At 72.6% G+C, this 15,451-nt stretch carries 13 protein-coding genes and 1 CRISPR repeat array; of the genes, 3 read left to right on the plus strand and 10 right to left on the minus strand.

Translation table 11 applies throughout. The annotated features are described in order from the left end of the window. Positions 1 to 142: 142 nt before the first annotated feature. A complete protein-coding gene (locus R4Z62_RS21240) occupies positions 143 to 3,361 on the minus strand; it encodes a tetratricopeptide repeat protein (protein WP_491520621.1) in 3,219 nt (1,072 codons plus the stop codon). 127 nt (positions 3,362 to 3,488) lie between these two features. Here R4Z62_RS21240 and R4Z62_RS21245 point away from each other — a divergent pair, with 127 nt between their 5' ends. Then, a complete protein-coding gene (locus R4Z62_RS21245; RefSeq protein WP_491520622.1) occupies positions 3,489 to 3,620 on the plus strand; it encodes a hypothetical protein in 132 nt (43 codons plus the stop codon). Between the two features lie 245 nt (positions 3,621 to 3,865). Here R4Z62_RS21245 and R4Z62_RS21250 read toward each other — a convergent pair whose 3' ends face one another. Together R4Z62_RS21250 and R4Z62_RS21255 are read right to left on the minus strand one after the other, a co-directional pair. Continuing rightward, positions 3,866 to 4,429, minus strand: coding sequence for an NUDIX domain-containing protein (locus R4Z62_RS21250; RefSeq protein ID WP_491520623.1), 564 nt, complete (start codon positions 4,427 to 4,429; stop codon positions 3,866 to 3,868). A gap of 13 nt (positions 4,430 to 4,442) precedes the next feature. Further along, complete coding sequence (locus tag R4Z62_RS21255) at positions 4,443 to 5,780, minus strand: NsdA family TPR-like regulatory protein (RefSeq protein ID WP_491520624.1); 1,338 nt, start codon at positions 5,778 to 5,780, stop codon at positions 4,443 to 4,445. A 166-nt stretch (positions 5,781 to 5,946) separates the two neighbouring features. Between R4Z62_RS21255 and R4Z62_RS21260 the strand changes: the two genes are divergently transcribed. Both R4Z62_RS21260 and R4Z62_RS21265 read left to right on the plus strand, forming a co-directional pair. Beyond that, positions 5,947 to 6,273 (plus strand): hypothetical protein, encoded by a 327-nt coding sequence (locus tag R4Z62_RS21260; protein ID WP_355483048.1) that lies wholly within the window; start codon positions 5,947 to 5,949, stop codon positions 6,271 to 6,273. Then, positions 6,270 to 6,743 carry a hypothetical protein gene (locus tag R4Z62_RS21265; RefSeq protein ID WP_491520625.1) on the plus strand — a complete coding sequence of 158 codons (474 nt, stop codon included), beginning with the start codon at positions 6,270 to 6,272 and terminating at the stop codon, positions 6,741 to 6,743. Before R4Z62_RS21260 ends, R4Z62_RS21265 begins: the two co-directional genes overlap by 4 nt. Before the next feature lie 263 nt (positions 6,744 to 7,006). Here R4Z62_RS21265 and R4Z62_RS21270 read toward each other — a convergent pair whose 3' ends face one another. The 7 genes from R4Z62_RS21270 to casB form a co-directional block, all read right to left on the minus strand. Then, complete coding sequence (locus R4Z62_RS21270) at positions 7,007 to 7,213, minus strand: helix-turn-helix domain-containing protein (protein ID WP_026252077.1); 207 nt, start codon at positions 7,211 to 7,213, stop codon at positions 7,007 to 7,009. Between the two features lie 8 nt (positions 7,214 to 7,221). Beyond that, a CRISPR array of direct repeats spans positions 7,222 to 9,873; the repeat unit is 29 nt; unit sequence CGGACCACCTCCGCTCGCGCGGAGAGCAC. 466 nt (positions 9,874 to 10,339) lie between these two features. Further along, positions 10,340 to 10,660, minus strand: a complete 321-nt coding sequence (gene cas2e / locus R4Z62_RS21275) for a type I-E CRISPR-associated endoribonuclease Cas2e (protein WP_026252078.1) — start codon at positions 10,658 to 10,660, stop codon at positions 10,340 to 10,342. Positions 10,661 to 10,715: 55 nt separating this feature from the next. After that, complete coding sequence (gene cas1e / locus R4Z62_RS21280; protein WP_491520626.1) at positions 10,716 to 11,780, minus strand: type I-E CRISPR-associated endonuclease Cas1e; 1,065 nt, start codon at positions 11,778 to 11,780, stop codon at positions 10,716 to 10,718. A gap of 85 nt (positions 11,781 to 11,865) precedes the next feature. Beyond that, positions 11,866 to 12,621, minus strand: coding sequence for a type I-E CRISPR-associated protein Cas6/Cse3/CasE (locus R4Z62_RS21285; RefSeq protein ID WP_389601095.1), 756 nt, complete (start codon positions 12,619 to 12,621; stop codon positions 11,866 to 11,868). Further along, on the minus strand, positions 12,618 to 13,448 hold the full coding sequence (cas5e, locus tag R4Z62_RS21290; RefSeq protein WP_491520627.1) for a type I-E CRISPR-associated protein Cas5/CasD: 831 nt from the start codon (positions 13,446 to 13,448) through the stop codon (positions 12,618 to 12,620). The genes R4Z62_RS21285 and cas5e overlap by 4 nt, the downstream gene beginning before the upstream one ends. Next, positions 13,445 to 14,605 (minus strand): type I-E CRISPR-associated protein Cas7/Cse4/CasC, encoded by a 1,161-nt coding sequence (cas7e, locus tag R4Z62_RS21295; RefSeq protein ID WP_355483058.1) that lies wholly within the window; start codon positions 14,603 to 14,605, stop codon positions 13,445 to 13,447. The genes cas5e and cas7e overlap by 4 nt, the downstream gene beginning before the upstream one ends. 105 nt (positions 14,606 to 14,710) lie before the next feature. Next, positions 14,711 to 15,430, minus strand: coding sequence for a type I-E CRISPR-associated protein Cse2/CasB (gene casB, locus R4Z62_RS21300; RefSeq protein ID WP_491520628.1), 720 nt, complete (start codon positions 15,428 to 15,430; stop codon positions 14,711 to 14,713). Between the last annotated feature and the right edge of the window lie 21 nt (positions 15,431 to 15,451).

The raw sequence follows: 15,451 nt of genomic DNA on the forward strand, positions 1-15,451 counted from the left end.
GGCGGCGCGTCCGGCCCCGAGGGTGGTTCAGCCCGCCGGTCACGCCGGTCACGCCGGTCCGGCCGGTCACGCCGGTCCGGCCGGTCACGCTGGTCCGGCCGGTCACGCCGGTCCGGCTGATCCAGGACGGGCGGAACCGCCCTCAGGCATGCCCGGACCCGCCGGCCGGGACCGCCTCCACGCCCATCACCTCGCGGGCGTGCCGGTCCGGCACCATCCCCAGGGGCCACGCCTGCCAGCCCGCCTCCAGGCTCACCCCGCGCTCCAGCACCAGCAGATACGCGTCGATGTACCCCTCCAGCTTGCGGTCCCGCAGCCGGTGCCCGGCGCGGGCCAGCGCGGACAGGTCCTCCTGGGCGACCGCCGTGCCCACCTCCACCCCGCCCGGCGCCGCGTACGGCAGCAGCGTGCAGCGCAGGAACCGGGCCCAGTCCTCGCCGCGCCGGTCCCCGTACGACGTGAACAGGGCCAGCGCCTCGTCGCACAGGGCCAGCGCCTGCGGCGTACGGGCGTTGCCCGCGTCCACCACGGCCAGCTCCAGGCACGTCCACGCCTCGCCGTGTGCCACCCCGATGCGCCGGAAGTCGGCACGGGCGTCGACCAGGAGCTGACGGGCGAAACCGGAGTTGCGCAGCGAACCGGTCTGCGCCGCCCGCTGGTCGCGCGTCACCCGCGCCGAGTGGTGCCGGGCGCAGGCCAGCCCGTAGACGTCCCGCATCCGGGAGAACATCGTGCGGGCCCGCTCCAGCTCGCGCACCGCCCGGTCCAGGTCGCCGGCCTCCTCCAGCGCCTGCCCCAGGTAGTACAGCGACCACGCCTCGCCGCGCGCGTCCTCGTTGTCCCGGTGCCGCCCCGCGGCGCCGCGCAGCGCCTCCACCGCCTCCGCCGTCTCCCCGGCCAGCAGCCGGGCCCGCGCGAGCTGGGTCAGCGCCCACGCCTCGCCGCGCGCGTCCCGGGTGCGGCCGTAGCGCTCCAGGGCCTCGCGCAGATCCGCCTCGGCCCGCTCCACCTCGCCCTGGCGCAGCGCGAGCTGCCCGAGCTGGAAGTGCGCCCACGCCTCGCCGTGCACCGAACCGCCCTCCCGGTGCAGCACCAGGGACCGCGTCAGCAGGTCCAGCGCCTCGGCGAGACGGCCCCGGTCGCGTTCCACGGCCGCCAGCGCGTGCATCGTCCACGCCCGGTCACCGGCCAGCTCCGGTACGTCCTGGAGCGTCATGGCCTCGCGCAGCCGGGCCGCCGCCTCGGTCAGGTTGCCCTGGTGGTGCAGGGTGATGCCGAGCGAGTTCAGCGCACGGGCCGCGCCCGCGTCGTGGTGCGCCTCCCGGTACAGGTCGACCACCGAGGCCAGCGTGGTGCGCGCCTTGTCCAGCTCGCCCAGCTGCCGGGCGGCGATGCCGGTGCGCCACTGCACCGAGCGCACCAGCAGCCCCTGGTCGACGGCCTGCGTCAGCTCGCTGATCTCGCCCAGCCGGTACAGGTCGCCGCGCAGCAGGCAGTAGTCGCACAGCGCGCCCAGCAGATTCAGCACGGCCGCCTGGTTCACGCCCTCCGCGTGCCGCAGGGCCGCCGTGATGAAGCTCGACTCGTCGTCCAGCCAGCGCAGCGCCTCGTCGAGGGAGGTGAAGCCGTGCGGGCTGAAGCGGTCCGAGCGGGTCGAGTTGTTGCCGTCGACCAGGCGCAGCACCGAGTCGGCCAGCTCGGCGTAGTTCCCGATCAGCCGCTCCTGCGCGGCCGTCCGCTCGGCGGGCTCCTCCTCGTCCAGCAGCCGGGCGTGCGCGAAGGCCCGCACCAGGTCGTGCAGCCGATAGCGGCTGCCACGCACATGGTCGAGGAGACCGGCGCCGGCCAGGGCCTCAAGCTGCCGGCCCGCCTCCGCCTCGTCGGTGGCCAGCAGCGCGGCCGCCGCGGCGCCGCCCAGCGAGGCCCGGCCCGCCAGGGCCAGCCGGCGCAGCAGCCGCCGGCCCGCCTCCGACTGGTCGGTGTAGCGCAGCCACAGCGCCCGCTCGACCGGTTCCACCGGGCCGTACGCCCCGAGGTCGGCGGCCAGCCGACGGGGCGAGCGCGGACCGAGCGAGGAGCCCGCCACGCGCAGCGCCAGCGGCAGCCCGCCGCACAGCTCGCGGATCCGCTCGGCGGACTCCGCGTCGTACGGGCCGGACCCGTCCTGCGCCGCGGCGCCCAGCAGCTCCTCGGAACCCGCCTCGTCCAGGGCGTCCACCGGCAGCTGGTGCACCCAGGCCGACAGCTCGGCGGGCAGCTCCAGCGGGGCGGGGGCGGTGACCAGGACCAGGCTGTCGGACCGCTCGGGCACCAGGGCCCGGACCTGCCCGGCGTCCGAGGCGTCGTCCAGCACGATCGTCACCGGCAGCCCGGTCAGATGCTGGTCGTACAGCTCGCCCAGCCGCTTGACCTGCTGCTCGGCCGAGGACCGGTCGCGGAACAGCAGTTGCTCGCGGGGCGCGCCGAGCCGGTTCAGCAGGTGCAGCAGCGCGTCCCGGGTGGGCAGCGGCGGCTCGTCCGCGCTGCCGCCGCGCAGGTCGACGACGACCGCGCCGCGGAACTGGTCGCGCAGTTCGTGCGCGGCCCGCACGGCGAGCGTGGAGCGGCCGGAGCCGGGCGTGCCGTGCAGGACGACGACCGTGGGCCGGGTCTCGGTGTGCGCGCGGGCCGCCTGCACCCACTGCCTGATCCGGGCCAGCTCCGCCCTGCGCCCGGCGAACACACCGACCGGCTCGGGCAGTTGCCCGAACGACTGCTCCAGCACACTGCGCCTGCGCGCCGCCGCGCTCTTGTCAGTGCCGCGCAGCCGGGGCGCGGCCTTCTTCTGCGGCGCGGTGGACGCGGTCAGGACGCGCTGCTGGTCCAGGAAGGGCCGGATACCGCGCACCTCCAGCGCGGTCAGCCACTGCAGCCGCAACTGCTCGGACCCGCCGGGCTGACCGGCCGCACCCGCCCGGTGGTGGGCGGCGGGCAGATGCGCGGCACCCGCCTTGACGACGGTGGCGGCGGCCCCGGCCACCCCCGCGACGGCGCCCGCGCCCAGCGCGGTGCCCGTACCGGTGCCCAGCGCCAGGTCGGCCACCGCGGCGGCGACGGCGGCGACGGCCGCCACCAGCAGGGGAGTTCCGGCACCCTCGCGCGCGTAGCGCTGCCCGAACGTGAGCTGCCCGGCCGCCGCCTCGTCCAGCGCCCGCGTGTACGCCTCGTACTCCTCCTGCGCCGGCCGCGCCAGCGCGTCGAGCCCGGCCCGCGCCCGCGACAGCAGCACGGCACCGTCCGCCCGCCCGCCCGACCGGCGCACCTCCTCCTCCACCGCCCGCACCAGCAGCCGTTCAGCCTCCGCCCGATGAGCATCCCGCATGTCCCGTCCCCCTCCGGCGGCAACTCCTTCGCCTGCAAGTGTCCTTCGAGCGGGGCGCGAGCGCGAGGGGGCGGCGATCAACGGGCACCAAGGGGTGAGTTGGGGGGTGTGGAGAGTGACGGCTGGTGTGCGGATCGCTATCTTGTGGCTGTGGCTGTGGCTGTGGCTGTGGCTGTGGCTGTGGCTGTGGCTGTGGCTGCGGCTGCGGATGAGGCTGAGGATGGCGGGGCGGCGGGAGCGGCGAGGCCGGGGAGGCTGAGCTTCGGGCTCCGGCACCTGGCGAGCGAGGCCCGGCCCGCGCGCCCGCCCGGACAAACTGCGGCTTTGGCGCCCCGAGCTGGGCGAGTTCAAGGGCGAACCACCTCCGCTCGCGCGGAGAGAACCTGCGCACCCCGGTGCCCTGGGCCGACTTCTGCGGACCACCTCCGCTCGCGCGGAGAGCACGCCCTCGTCCTCCTTCGGGAGGGCGGGAGCCCTTTCGTCGTACCTGGGCGTGAGCGGCGGCTACCTGATGCGCTGCTGGTGGAGCATCAACAGCGCCGCCACCGCGGACGCTGACCGGATCTCGCCGCGGGCCACCAGCTCGGGAACCCGCTTCAGCGGCACCCACTCCCGGCGCGCGGACTCGAAGGCGTCGCGGGGCTCGCCGATGCGCTCGGCGCGGTCGGACCAGTAGACCCGGTGATGGCTGGTCGAGATCCCCGGCATCGGATCGACGGCGAGCAGCAGCTGCATCGGGCCCGGCCGCCAGCCGGTCTCCTCCTCGAACTCGCGCGCCGCCGCGGCCGCCGGGTCCTCGCCCTCGCCCGTGCCGCCCGAGGGCAGCTCCCAGCCCCAGGCGTCGGTGATGAAGCGGTGGCGCCACAGCAGCAGGACCTCGTCGGCCTCGTTCACCACCGCGGCGACCGCGACGGGGCGCAGCCTGATGACGGTGTGGTCGAGGTGCCGGCCGTCGGGCAGCTCGACGTCGGCCATCGCCACCTTGAGCCAGCGGTTCTCGTACACGGTGCGCTCACCCACGTTGCGCCACACAGACACGTCAGGACCTCTCGTCGGGTACGGGCCCATCCCAGCACACCGGCTACAGCGGGATGCGCAGCATGTCGTCGATCCGGTCGACGACATCGGCCGTCGCCCGGCTCCCGAGCCGGGCCATGCTGCGGCGCAGCGTGGTCAGCCGGCCTTGTAGCCGCCGGGACTCCATGCCCTGCATCGTGTCGAGCATGGTGGCGGCGGTCTCGGCCGCGCGGTCGACGGCGCCAGCGCGCAGCTGGACGTCGGAGAGTGTGGCGAGCCGGTGCACGCGGCCGCGGGCGTGGGTCTGCGTGGCGACGGCCTCGGCGGCGTATGCCTCGGCGGGCCGGGTGTCGCCGAGCCGCATGAGGGCGTCGGCCAGGTTCGCTTCGAGTAGGCCGGGCCCGACGTAGCCGGTCTCGTCGGGCTCCTCGGCCGGGCGGATCTGTCCGGCCGCGGTCTCGGCCAGCGTCATCGCCCGGTGCGCGCCGCTCTGGTCGCCCATCCGGGAGAACGCCTTGGCCTGCATGGCATGCAGGTCGCAGGCGAGGGCCGGGGAGATGGCGTGGCCCGCAGCGCGCACAGCGGCCTCGGCGAAGGCGACGGCCTGGCGGTACTCGCGCATGAACAGCGACTGGTTGACCAGCAGCGCGATGACGTACCCGCCGAACGCCCGGTCACCGCTGGCCTTGGCCAGACGCAGGGCCTGGTGAAAGTAGCGCTGGGCCAGGCCCTGGGCGTCGGAGTCGTATGAGCAGATCCCGGCGATGGCGACCAGGCCGCCGGTGGCGCGGTGGAGTTCGCGCCCGACCTGGTCGGTGTAGGCGCCGCGCACCAGCGGGGCGGCCTCCGCGGTCAGGAACCGCAGGACGCGGGCGCGCGTCGCTACGCCGCCGGCCTTCCGGTACATCTGCTCGTAGTGCCCGCGGGCACTACGCAGCAGGTCGACGTCGGACAGGCCGACGCGGGGCATGCCGCCCCGGGAGACGTCCGCGTCGTCCGGCGGGTTCTCCCACTCCCAAACGGGGCCGACGGCGGGCAGCCCGGTGATGACTGGGGCGGCCTGGAGGTCGGCGCGCCGCTGCATGTCTCCGCGCCACAGGGCGGTAGAGCGCTCGATGAACTCGCCCAGCGGGGTGGCCGTGGCCGGCTGCCCGGTGGCGGTGCCCATGCCGATGTCGTCGAGCGTGACTGGGCGGGCGAGACGCTCCCCGAGGACCTCGCAGATCAGCTCGGGCACGATGCTGCGGGGCCGCTGGCCCTTGAGCCACCGGATCACCGAGCTGTGGTCGTAGCGCATCGTCCGGCCCCGGGCCCGGCCCGCCGCGTTCACGCGGGCGGCCAGTCCCTTGCGGGACATCCCGGCCTCGTCCAGTGCGGCGTCCAGGAGGGTGTTCGGTTCCATAGCGTGCCCCTTGTTTCACTCAGTGTGCGGAGCCTAACCACCCCTGGTTCACACAGTGTGTGAATCACGCAATGCGGCCCACCCTCTGCACACACTGCCGCGCGTCCGGACCGGGCGGCCACCATCGCCTCATGACCACCACTCCCACATCTGACCAGGCACTGCGGTGAGCGTCCTGGAGCTGCCGGCGGACGCGCGCGGGCTGCTGGATCTGCCCACGCTCGACGGCCTCACCGACGACCAGTCCCGCGGCGCGGACTGCGTCTGGTGCGCGGACGGCCCCCTGAGCGTGGCCGCCGCCGTCAACCTCGGCGAGCAGCACGCCACCCCAGACCGCGCCTGGTTCCCGCGCTCCTGCCGCAGCTGCGTGAGCGACCGCGCCCGCCGCGCCCTCGCCCGTCACACTCCGCTGTGCGAGCAGTGCACCGACGACCCGCACATCTGCCAGATCAACAGGACCCTGCACCTCCTGCTCCTGGAGGGCAGCCAGTGACCGAAGCAGAGATCACCTCAGTTCTCCTTCTCGAAGTCCCGCCCGGCCTGGCCCTCACCGCGGAGCAGGTCACCGGAACCGTATGCGTCTGGTGCGTCGCCCCCCTGACCGATGACGCCCGCGTCGACCTCGGAGGCCGTGGCACGTTCCGCCCGCACAGTTGCGCCCGCTGCCACCAGGCGCTCACCGACATGCACACCATCCGGGCCCAGTGGTACGAGCATTGCGAGTCATGCGAGATCTGCCGGGCGGACGCCCGGTGCGTCTACGCCGACGTGCTGCGCCTCCACTATGCGGAGGTCCGGCGGACGGCCGGCAGGCAGCCGATGACGTGCCTCTCGTGCGGCCAGGAGATGACCTGGGCGGAGCGGTGCAGGCCGGTCAACGCGATCGGATTCTCCCGGCCGCTCCGCGGGTTCGCGCACATCGTGGCGTGCCCGCAGCCCAAGCTCAGAAGGGCCAGCGCCTGATGATCTGCGACCACTGCGCCACGCCAATCCAGCCCGGTGAGCAGTTCGACACCACGGACATCGAGACCGGATCGGGGGTGGCCGCCCCGGTACACCGTCACCGCTGGCCGTGCACCCCTCCCGCGCCGCAGCAGACCGCGCCGGAGTCGATGCCACGGTGGCTGCGGCGGTAGGTCGGCCGAGCCCCCCGCTCCTGGCTCGCTGCCGACAGCGCCGGGCGCGGGAGAGCGGCCGCCCCCGTAATCCCCCGCCAGGGCAGCCGCTCAGCTGACCAGCTCGTGCACAGGGACCCCGATGGCCCGCGCGATACGCAGCAGCGGTCGCAAAGTCGGGTTCGCCCGGCCGGCCTCAATGTCCTGGTAGTGGGCCCTGTTCATCGGCACCGCGAGGATCACCCGCTCCTGGGTCAGGTTGCGGGACTCACGGACGTCGCGGATGCGTCTGCCGATGCGCTGCCCCTCGCTGTTCAGCCAGTCGTCGGACCACCTCCGCTCGCGCGGAGAGCACACCTACGCCAGGACCGGCTTCCAGGCCAGGCACGGACCACCTCCGCTCGCGCGGAGAGCACGGCCGCGTGCACTTCGGCTTCGACACCAACTACGGACCACCTCCGCTCGCGCGGAGAGCACGCCGCAATCTGAGGATCTGGAACAGGCGGAGTCGGACCACCTCCGCTCGCGCGGAGAGCACGCCGCAATCTGAGGATCTGGAACAGGCGGAGTCGGACCACCTCCGCTCGCGCGGAGAGCACACGCCCACAGCCTCCGCCATCAGCAAGAGCGGCGGACCACCTCTGCTCGCGCGGAGAGCACGCGATCCTGGACCGGGCCTACCGGGGGGGAGACCGGACCACCTCCGCTCGCGCGGAGAGCACCTTCCCTGGCGATGAGTGTCACACCGATCGATCGGACCACCTCCGCTCGCGCGGAGAGCACCGAGGGCGGCCACGGCCAGGCCGCCGAGGACGCGGACCACCTCCGCTCGCGCGGAGAGCACACGTCGGACGGCTACTGGGCGGGCGGCGGCGGACCACCTCCGCTCGCGCGGAGAGCACGGCAGCGCCCCGCACCAGGTGCGGCTGTCCGACGGACCACCTCCGCTCGCGCGGAGAGCACGGACCGGATCTGGTTGGTTGGCTGGTTCAGTACGGACCACCTCCGCTCGCGCGGAGAGCACTCGTTCGCTTTTTCCTGTCTGCTGGTCGCGAACGGACCACCTCCGCTCGCGCGGAGAGCACCCCTTCAGGCGGGGGTCGTCGGGCCGGATCGGCGGACCACCTCCGCTCGCGCGGAGAGCACGCCTCACGGCATAACGAAGCCCCCTAGGGGTGCGGACCACCTCCGCTCGCGCGGAGAGCACGGGCGGCCAGGTGGGTGCGGACGGTCCGGTCGGGGACCACCTCCGCTCGCGCGGAGAGCACGCGGACTTCGCCCGGGACAGAATGCTCGTCCACGGACCACCTCCGCTCGCGCGGAGAGCACTCGAGGTCGTCACGGCCGCGGACGCCGTAGAGCGGACCACCTCCGCTCGCGCGGAGAGCACCCGTGCGTGTCCTGCCACGCGTCCGCCCACGCCGGACCACCTCCGCTCGCGCGGAGAGCACGTGCCCGTGGGTTAGGTGAGCAGTCTCCATCGCGGACCACCTCCGCTCGCGCGGAGAGCACTTGTGCCCGTGCTTGGCCAGCGTGCGCCCGGTCGGACCACCTCCGCTCGCGCGGAGAGCACATCTAGCTCCCGGCGGCCCTCTCCGCCTCCGCCGGACCACCTCCGCTCGCGCGGAGAGCACGCGGCGAGGAGGGCGAGGTCAGGCGCCCCGAACTGGACCACCTCCGCTCGCGCGGAGAGCACGCGTTGATCGAGGTCGTGATCTCTCGGTGGTCCTGGACCACCTCCGCTCGCGCGGAGAGCACCCGCGGCGGCGGTGCTGGCCAAACCGACCGGGCGGACCACCTCCGCTCGCGCGGAGAGCACCCGTCCACCTGGAACTCGTACGGGCGCAGGGGCGGACCACCTCCGCTCGCGCGGAGAGCACCGCGTCGAGGGGATCGACGCGTACGGGTTCGCCGGACCACCTCCGCTCGCGCGGAGAGCACTGGCGGCCGGCCTGGAGGTGCCTGTCGGCATGCGGACCACCTCCGCTCGCGCGGAGAGCACGGCGAGCACGTCGGCGATGTAGTCGACGGCTCCGGACCACCTCCGCTCGCGCGGAGAGCACCGGTTCTGGATGAGCTGACCGGCCCACAGGAGCGGACCACCTCCGCTCGCGCGGAGAGCACGATGACAACCTATGACACGGAGATGATCATGCCGGACCACCTCCGCTCGCGCGGAGAGCACTGGCGACGGCACTGCGAGAGCACCCGACCGCTTGGACCACCTCCGCTCGCGCGGAGAGCACCACAACGGACGCAGGTGTGGGGCGCCCCGCCAGGGACCACCTCCGCTCGCGCGGAGAGCACTCGTCGAGGCCGTGGCAGACGACCACCTTGTGCGGACCACCTCCGCTCGCGCGGAGAGCACGCTCCCCACACCTTGAACCCCTCGGCCTCCGCCGGACCACCTCCGCTCGCGCGGAGAGCACCCCGTCTACCGGCCGGAGACCACCCTGCGGTACGGACCACCTCCGCTCGCGCGGAGAGCACAGGGTCTCCGGTCATGACGGAGACCCAGGTGACGGACCACCTCCGCTCGCGCGGAGAGCACGACGAAGGGAGGGGCCGCCAGTGAGTGACGAACGGACCACCTCCGCTCGCGCGGAGAGCACACCAGCACCCGGGCCCGGAGGGCTCCGATCGGAGGACCACCTCCGCTCGCGCGGAGAGCACCGAAGGCGCCCCCCGCACGACGCGGGGGGCGCCGGACCACCTCCGCTCGCGCGGAGAGCACGATCATCGGCTGCTGAGGGGTCACAGGCAGGAGGGACCACCTCCGCTCGCGCGGAGAGCACCGTCTCTGAGCGGTCCTGTGCGGCTCTGGGGGCGGACCACCTCCGCTCGCGCGGAGAGCACCCCGTCGAGACGGTGACGTGGCTGCTGGACGCCGGACCACCTCCGCTCGCGCGGAGAGCACCTTGATCAGGTTGGCCCGGTCGGTCAGGTGCTCGGACCACCTCCGCTCGCGCGGAGAGCACCCTTCCTGACCTGCACTGTCAGAAGGGCTTTGCTGTTTCTTTGCCGGGGGCGGTGCTCGGTGGCAAGTGAGTGGCAGGCATGGCATGCACTGTAGACGGCGCTGGCTTTCAGGGGGACAGGAGTGGCTGGTCAGCTTGTCCTCGTCAAGAGCAGGAGCAAGCTGACCGATCGCACCGTGTGACCCGGTGCCGGACGGTTCATTTCCGCTGCGCTGCCGGGTGGGCCTGTGGTGAGGCGAGGCGCACGAACCGGGCGAGTTGTGCTTCGTGATGTGCGCGGGGGCGGAGGTGCGCCGGATCGCGAGGGTGTTCTCGGTGTCGTGGTGCGGCATGAGGCGGGCAGGGCAAGGGGCATGGGTTCGGTTCGATCCTGCCGCCGCAATGGCTCGGAAGAGCGCGTTACAACACCGCCAGCAACAGGATTCCCCGCGCGGCTCGACGCGGTGGACGGCCGTCGGCGTCGGATTCAGAAGGGATCCGCCACCGCCTCGTCTCCGTCGTCGTCAGGACGGAAGGCGACGAGGGTGAGGCCGTCGAAGTCCTGGGGAATCCGGCGGCGTTCACCTGCGGTGTGAAGAGTGAACCCTTGTTCGGTCGGGGAAGGGTGAAGGAGGACAGCGGCGCCGGTGCCGATGGATGCCGTGACGACGGACCAGAGTTCCTCGCGAACACGGGCGGAGAGGGTTCCGACGTAGAGGCCGGGAGTCGGTTCGATCATCCAGCGTGTGAGTGCTCCGCGGACGTGATCAGGAACGGCGGTGGTGGCGAGGACGGTCATGATCGGCAAGGTCTCTCCCTGGTGGACTGGACGGAGCCGGGGTTCGTTGAGGGGAGGAGTCCGGTCAGAGCGGATTGGGGTCCTGTTCACCGGGAGGGACCGCCGGGTCGGAGAAGTCCGGCAGGGGCTTGTCGTCCTCAGTCGGCGATCCGTCGGCGTCGCGCGCGTAGTTGACGCCGGCCGCGACCGAACCGGCACGTGGGTCCCAGAGGTTGACCATGCGGACGCTGTGCCCGTCGGGGAGTGGCTCGGCCTCGTCCGGGGCGAGGAGGCTCTGGACGTCGGCGACTATGCGGGGCAGGAGCTTGTACAGGCGGAGCTGTTCACGGAAGCCCCGGCGGGCGGCGGCCTCGGGGTCGTGACGGTCGTGCAGGGAGAAGGCGAGAGGGACGGTCAGCTCGGCCTTGTACAGGTCGGCGATGTCGTAGACGAAGGCGAGTTGTGTTCCTTGGTGGACGTAGCCGAGGGCGGGGGAGCAGCCGAGGGCGGTGAGGGCGGCGTGCACGATGCCGTAGAGACAGGTATTGGCGGAGGAGAGCGCCAGGTTCACGGGGTCCTGGGAGTCCCAGGAGTCGGGGTCGTAGCTGCGGCGGAAGCGGCCGATGCGATGTTGCTGCGCGAGGAGTTTGTAGAGGGCCTTCATCCGCTGCCCCTCCAGTCCGCGGAGTTGCTGGAGCGTGGTGCCCGCGGGGACCGGGACCTTGAAGCGCATGGTGTACATGCGACGGGCGACATCGAGACGCAGGACCGGGTCACTCCAGTGCTGAACCTGCTGTTCCAGCCACCGGGTGGTGAGAGCGGGCGGGACCGTGGAGGAATAGCAGCGCACGCCACCGGACCCGACGCACACGACGGTGGTGCCGTGGCGGGCGAACGTGGCCAGGGCCGGCTGGGTGATGGAGGTGCCGGGCCCGAGCAGGACGCAGGAGAGCGCGGAGGTGGGGATGTAGACGCGCGTGGTCTCGTTGTCGGCGGTGGTGGTCTCGGCACAGACGCCGGTGTCGTCCTGGACGATGCGCACGACGTCGGCGTAGAGGAATGAGAGGGAATCACCCACCCTCGGCAGCATGGCGAGCGTGGGCGCGGCGATCCGGCGGCGGGCGGACTTCTTGTCGTGCGGGGAGGGCATGGCGCGGTTACTCCTGAGAGGGACGGCAACCGGTCGCGTACGGTCCGGGGCTGCCGTGGTGTGTCGTAGGTTCCCGCAAGCCGGTTCAGCCGTCGAGGGGTGCGGGGGCGAGGCTGAGCAGCCCGCAGCCGTAGGACTTTCCCCGGCCGATCCCGGCCAGCAGGGCGACGCGGAGCTTGACGGGGTCGCGGACCACGGCCACACCTTCGTAGAGGGTGGCCGCGTAGGGAACCCGGATGTCCTTGTCCTGCCTGGGTGAGGTCCCCGCTCCCCTTCCGCCCCGCCGAGAGGCCGGCGCGTGGTAGGCGGTCATGGGGTCGCTGGTGCTCGGCAGGAGGCTGCGCAAGGCCAGGCCCGAGGCCGACGCGCGATCGGCCCACCATCGGGCGGCGTCCTCGCCGCTCAGCGGGATGGCCTGTTTCCAGGAGCCGGCTGTGCTGGTGCGACCGCATCGACGGACGGCGTTGCCGAGGAAGCGGTAGCGGACGGGCAGTCCAGGACGCAGTGCGGTGAGCATGGGCGTCATGTCGCGGGTCTGCGTCTCGGCGTAGCCGTTCGGCAGACGGACGGTGTCGACGGCGACGCGGGTCTGGACGAGCAGGACGGGCGGCCCCACATGGGCGGTGTCGAGGCGGAAGAGGACGCCGGCGGTGGCACGGGGGCTGTCGCCGAGGCCGTCCGGGAGCAGCGACATCACACGCCGGTGGAGGAGGGCGGTGTTGCCGAGATCCCTGTGGACCTGGCGATGGGCGGGGTTGAGGACCAGGCGGGTGAGCCACGCCTGGGGCACCGCTTCCTCGGCGTACGCGGTTCGGGGCGCGGGAATGGGCGTGGCTGTCATGGAGTCCCCCCGGTGGTCGGGCCGTTGAGATAGGTGTCGAGGGCGGCCAGGTAGTCGGTGCCGTATCCGCCGCAGGGTCCTGTGAAGGGGCGGACCGTCGCGTAGGCGGGGCGCTGCCGGTACCGGCGGTCGTGCGCGGTGAGGCGTACGGGGTCGTCGTTGAGAACGGTGACGACCGCCTGCGGGCCTGTGGCCTCGGCCCTTTGGGGCGGAAAGGGCGTGTCGGAGGTGTAGTGCACGTGCGGGGGCGCGTCCGACGCGGGACGGGCCAGGGGCACGCGGGCGAAGAGTTCCGTCAGCGGGTCGTCGACGTCGGTCCGCAGCACGAACACGGCACCGGGCGGACAGGAGCGCCGGCCCATGTGGGGTGGCCAGTGCGGGCGGCGCAGGGCCGAGCCGCAGTCGGCGAGCAGCTCCGCATGGCCAGGGCCCTCGGCTGTGACGGCGACGGTGAAGACGGCGTCGGCCAGGTAGTGGCGATTGGTCACGACGGTGGCCGACTCCACCTGGCGACGCGCACCCGAGGCCGTGGGGACGGTGCGGTGGCGCGGGAATCCGCCACCGACCGTGTGGAAGTCGCGCAGTCGGGTTCCCGGCCGGTCCACGCGAAGGGTGAAGCGGAGGCGGGCGAGATCGGCGAAGGGGACTCCGGCGGCGCCAGGGTCCGCCCCGTCGTGGGCCTGGTCACGGGTGATGCCCAGGGCGGAGGCGATGAGACCGATGAGACCGGAGCGGGTGGGGTGCGCGGCGGTGTCACGGTCAGTGAATTCGCTGTGCTCACCCCAGGACTGCAGCGGCCCGCCGAGCTGGAGCAGGAGGCCGGTCATGCGGCGACGGCCTCGGTCTTCCATGCCGCGTCGACCGCGCCGGCCACGAGGCCCGGGAAGGATTCCGCACGGTCCCCGAGTCCGTCGAGGGCGCTGGGGTCGATGCCGGCGTAGGCGCGATGGATCAGGGCGTCGCTGCCCAGGAGGACGGTGACCTTCTGCGCGTACGCCGAGAGTGCGGCGCGCGAAGGGGCCGCCCACCCGCCCTCGCCGGGAGAGACGGGCTTCTCGAACGCGGCGGCGTAGGAGACGGGCCGGTCGGCGCGCACGCTCACGTGGACGAGGTCGGGGATGGTGTGGGGGGCCGTCGAGGTCTTCTTCGCACTCGGCATGGAGCTGATGAACGAGGAGACGAACGCCGTGGTCAGCTCGCGGGCGGTGGCCGCGTCGGTCACGGTGGAGGCGAGGTCGCGCAGGTCGATGGTGGCGTAGCGGTAGAAGACGCCGCTGCTGAATTCGGCGGTGTTCATGTGCGCGCTACCGGCGTCCTGGGCCCACTGGTCCACGTCGTCGACCGCGGTGAAGAAGTCGCCTTGGACCGAGGTGCTGTGGGTGGTGAAGGCGTGAGCGACCTGCACGGCGCCGTCGACCCCGGCGCCGGGGATCTCGGCGAGCATCCGGCCGAACAGGGCGATCGACCCGTTGCGCGAGCGCAGCACCTCGTGCACCTCGTCCTTGGGCAGGACCGGCTTGTTGGCGGTGGCCTTCGTGCCGATGGCCTTCTCCAGTGCGGCGCGGTGCTGCTCGGCGATGTCGGCGAGCCGGCCGACGGCGTCCTCAGGGAGAAAGAGGAGTGAAGCGGTGGCCTGGTCGGCCTTGTCCCGTTCCTTGTCGAGCGCGAGCTTGCCGGCGGTGGAGATCACCACCTGCGCCCCGGCGAACTGCGCGAGTTCCGCGGGCCATCCGCGCTCCTCGTTCAAGAGCGTGGACACCTGCATCGGCAGCCGGCGCGTACGCAGGGCCTTCTCGCCGATCAACTCCTCCACTGCCTTGCGGGTCGGACGCTTCCACGCCTGGCTGGAGACGCGCGTTCGAGTCGTCCCTCCGAAGGTGACGGTTTTCGGCGAACCAAGATCGTCACGATTCACGTTGCTGTAGGGCAGGGTCTGGAGGATGTGAACGTCCAGGAAGCGGGCGCGGGTGATCGAGGTGTTCATGAGCGGAGTTCCTTCGTGCGCGATGGAGCGGTCGGTGTGCCGGGGCGGCGGTCGTGTCGGCTGGGCGGTATGACGGTCCGGCGGTTCGGCGGTGCGGGTGACGGTTCAGCGGTCCGTGACGGCCTTCGCCTTCTCGCGTTCGGCACCCAGAGTGCGGTAGTAGCTCTCCAGCCAGCGGGTGGCGACATCGTCGCGGTACGTGGGCCAGGCGCGCAGGTCTCTGAGGAGGCGGGCGTAGTCGACGTGCACGCCCGCGCCGCTCACGAGGCGGACGACGGACGGCAGCATACGATGCAGACCCTCGACGTCCTGACGGACCATCAAGTGCAGTCTGTTCTCCGCGCCCTTCTCCTTGATGGCGTCATCGCGACGCGTGACGGCCAAGGCGAGGCTCTCGCCGAGAGTGGTGCCGCCCGGACGGAAGCTGCTTGCACCGGGCCCCTTGTCGGCGGCCGGAGCGGAGTGGTCCTTCTCCTCGTCGTCGCGCGGTGTGCCGGTGTCCATTCGCTGGGCGCGCGGCCGAGCCGCGATCAGGGCGGCGACCGCGTAGAACGGGCGCTTGTCTCCCGCCTCGTACGGGACGAGCGGGAGGTCGGGTCCGTCGTCCTCGGTCTGCCGCGGCTTGAGCAGGACGGCGTGAGTGCGTGCGGGGACCTCGTTCACGGGTTTGCCCAGGGCGCGGCGGAGAGCCTGCTGTTCGCCGGCATGACGGCACGCGGCGATCACACGCGTCACGAAGAGGTCGTGGGACCGGAGGAATTCGGCGCGCTTTGGCGGGATGGCCGCGGGTTCGCCGGTGACGGGGGTGTCATCAAGGGCGGTCATGGGAGCACTGCGTCCTCAGGG

The organism is Streptomyces sp. PL-25 (assembly GCF_058344915.1).

What these genes read in the sequence shown, in the direction of transcription:
- R4Z62_RS21240 (WP_491520621.1), bottom strand. Translation starts at nt 3,361, where the DNA reads ATGCGGGATGCTCATCGGGCGGAGGCTGAACGGCTGCTGGTGCGGGCG.
- R4Z62_RS21250 (WP_491520623.1), bottom strand. Translation starts at nt 4,429, where the DNA reads ATGGGCCCGTACCCGACGAGAGGTCCTGACGTGTCTGTGTGGCGCAAC.
- R4Z62_RS21255 (WP_491520624.1), bottom strand. Translation starts at nt 5,780, where the DNA reads ATGGAACCGAACACCCTCCTGGACGCCGCACTGGACGAGGCCGGGATG.
- cas1e (WP_491520626.1), bottom strand. Translation starts at nt 11,780, where the DNA reads ATGCCCTCCCCGCACGACAAGAAGTCCGCCCGCCGCCGGATCGCCGCG.
- R4Z62_RS21285 (WP_389601095.1), bottom strand. Translation starts at nt 12,621, where the DNA reads ATGACAGCCACGCCCATTCCCGCGCCCCGAACCGCGTACGCCGAGGAA.
- cas5e (WP_491520627.1), bottom strand. Translation starts at nt 13,448, where the DNA reads ATGACCGGCCTCCTGCTCCAGCTCGGCGGGCCGCTGCAGTCCTGGGGT.
- cas7e (WP_355483058.1), bottom strand. Translation starts at nt 14,605, where the DNA reads ATGAACACCTCGATCACCCGCGCCCGCTTCCTGGACGTTCACATCCTC.
- casB (WP_491520628.1), bottom strand. Translation starts at nt 15,430, where the DNA reads ATGACCGCCCTTGATGACACCCCCGTCACCGGCGAACCCGCGGCCATC.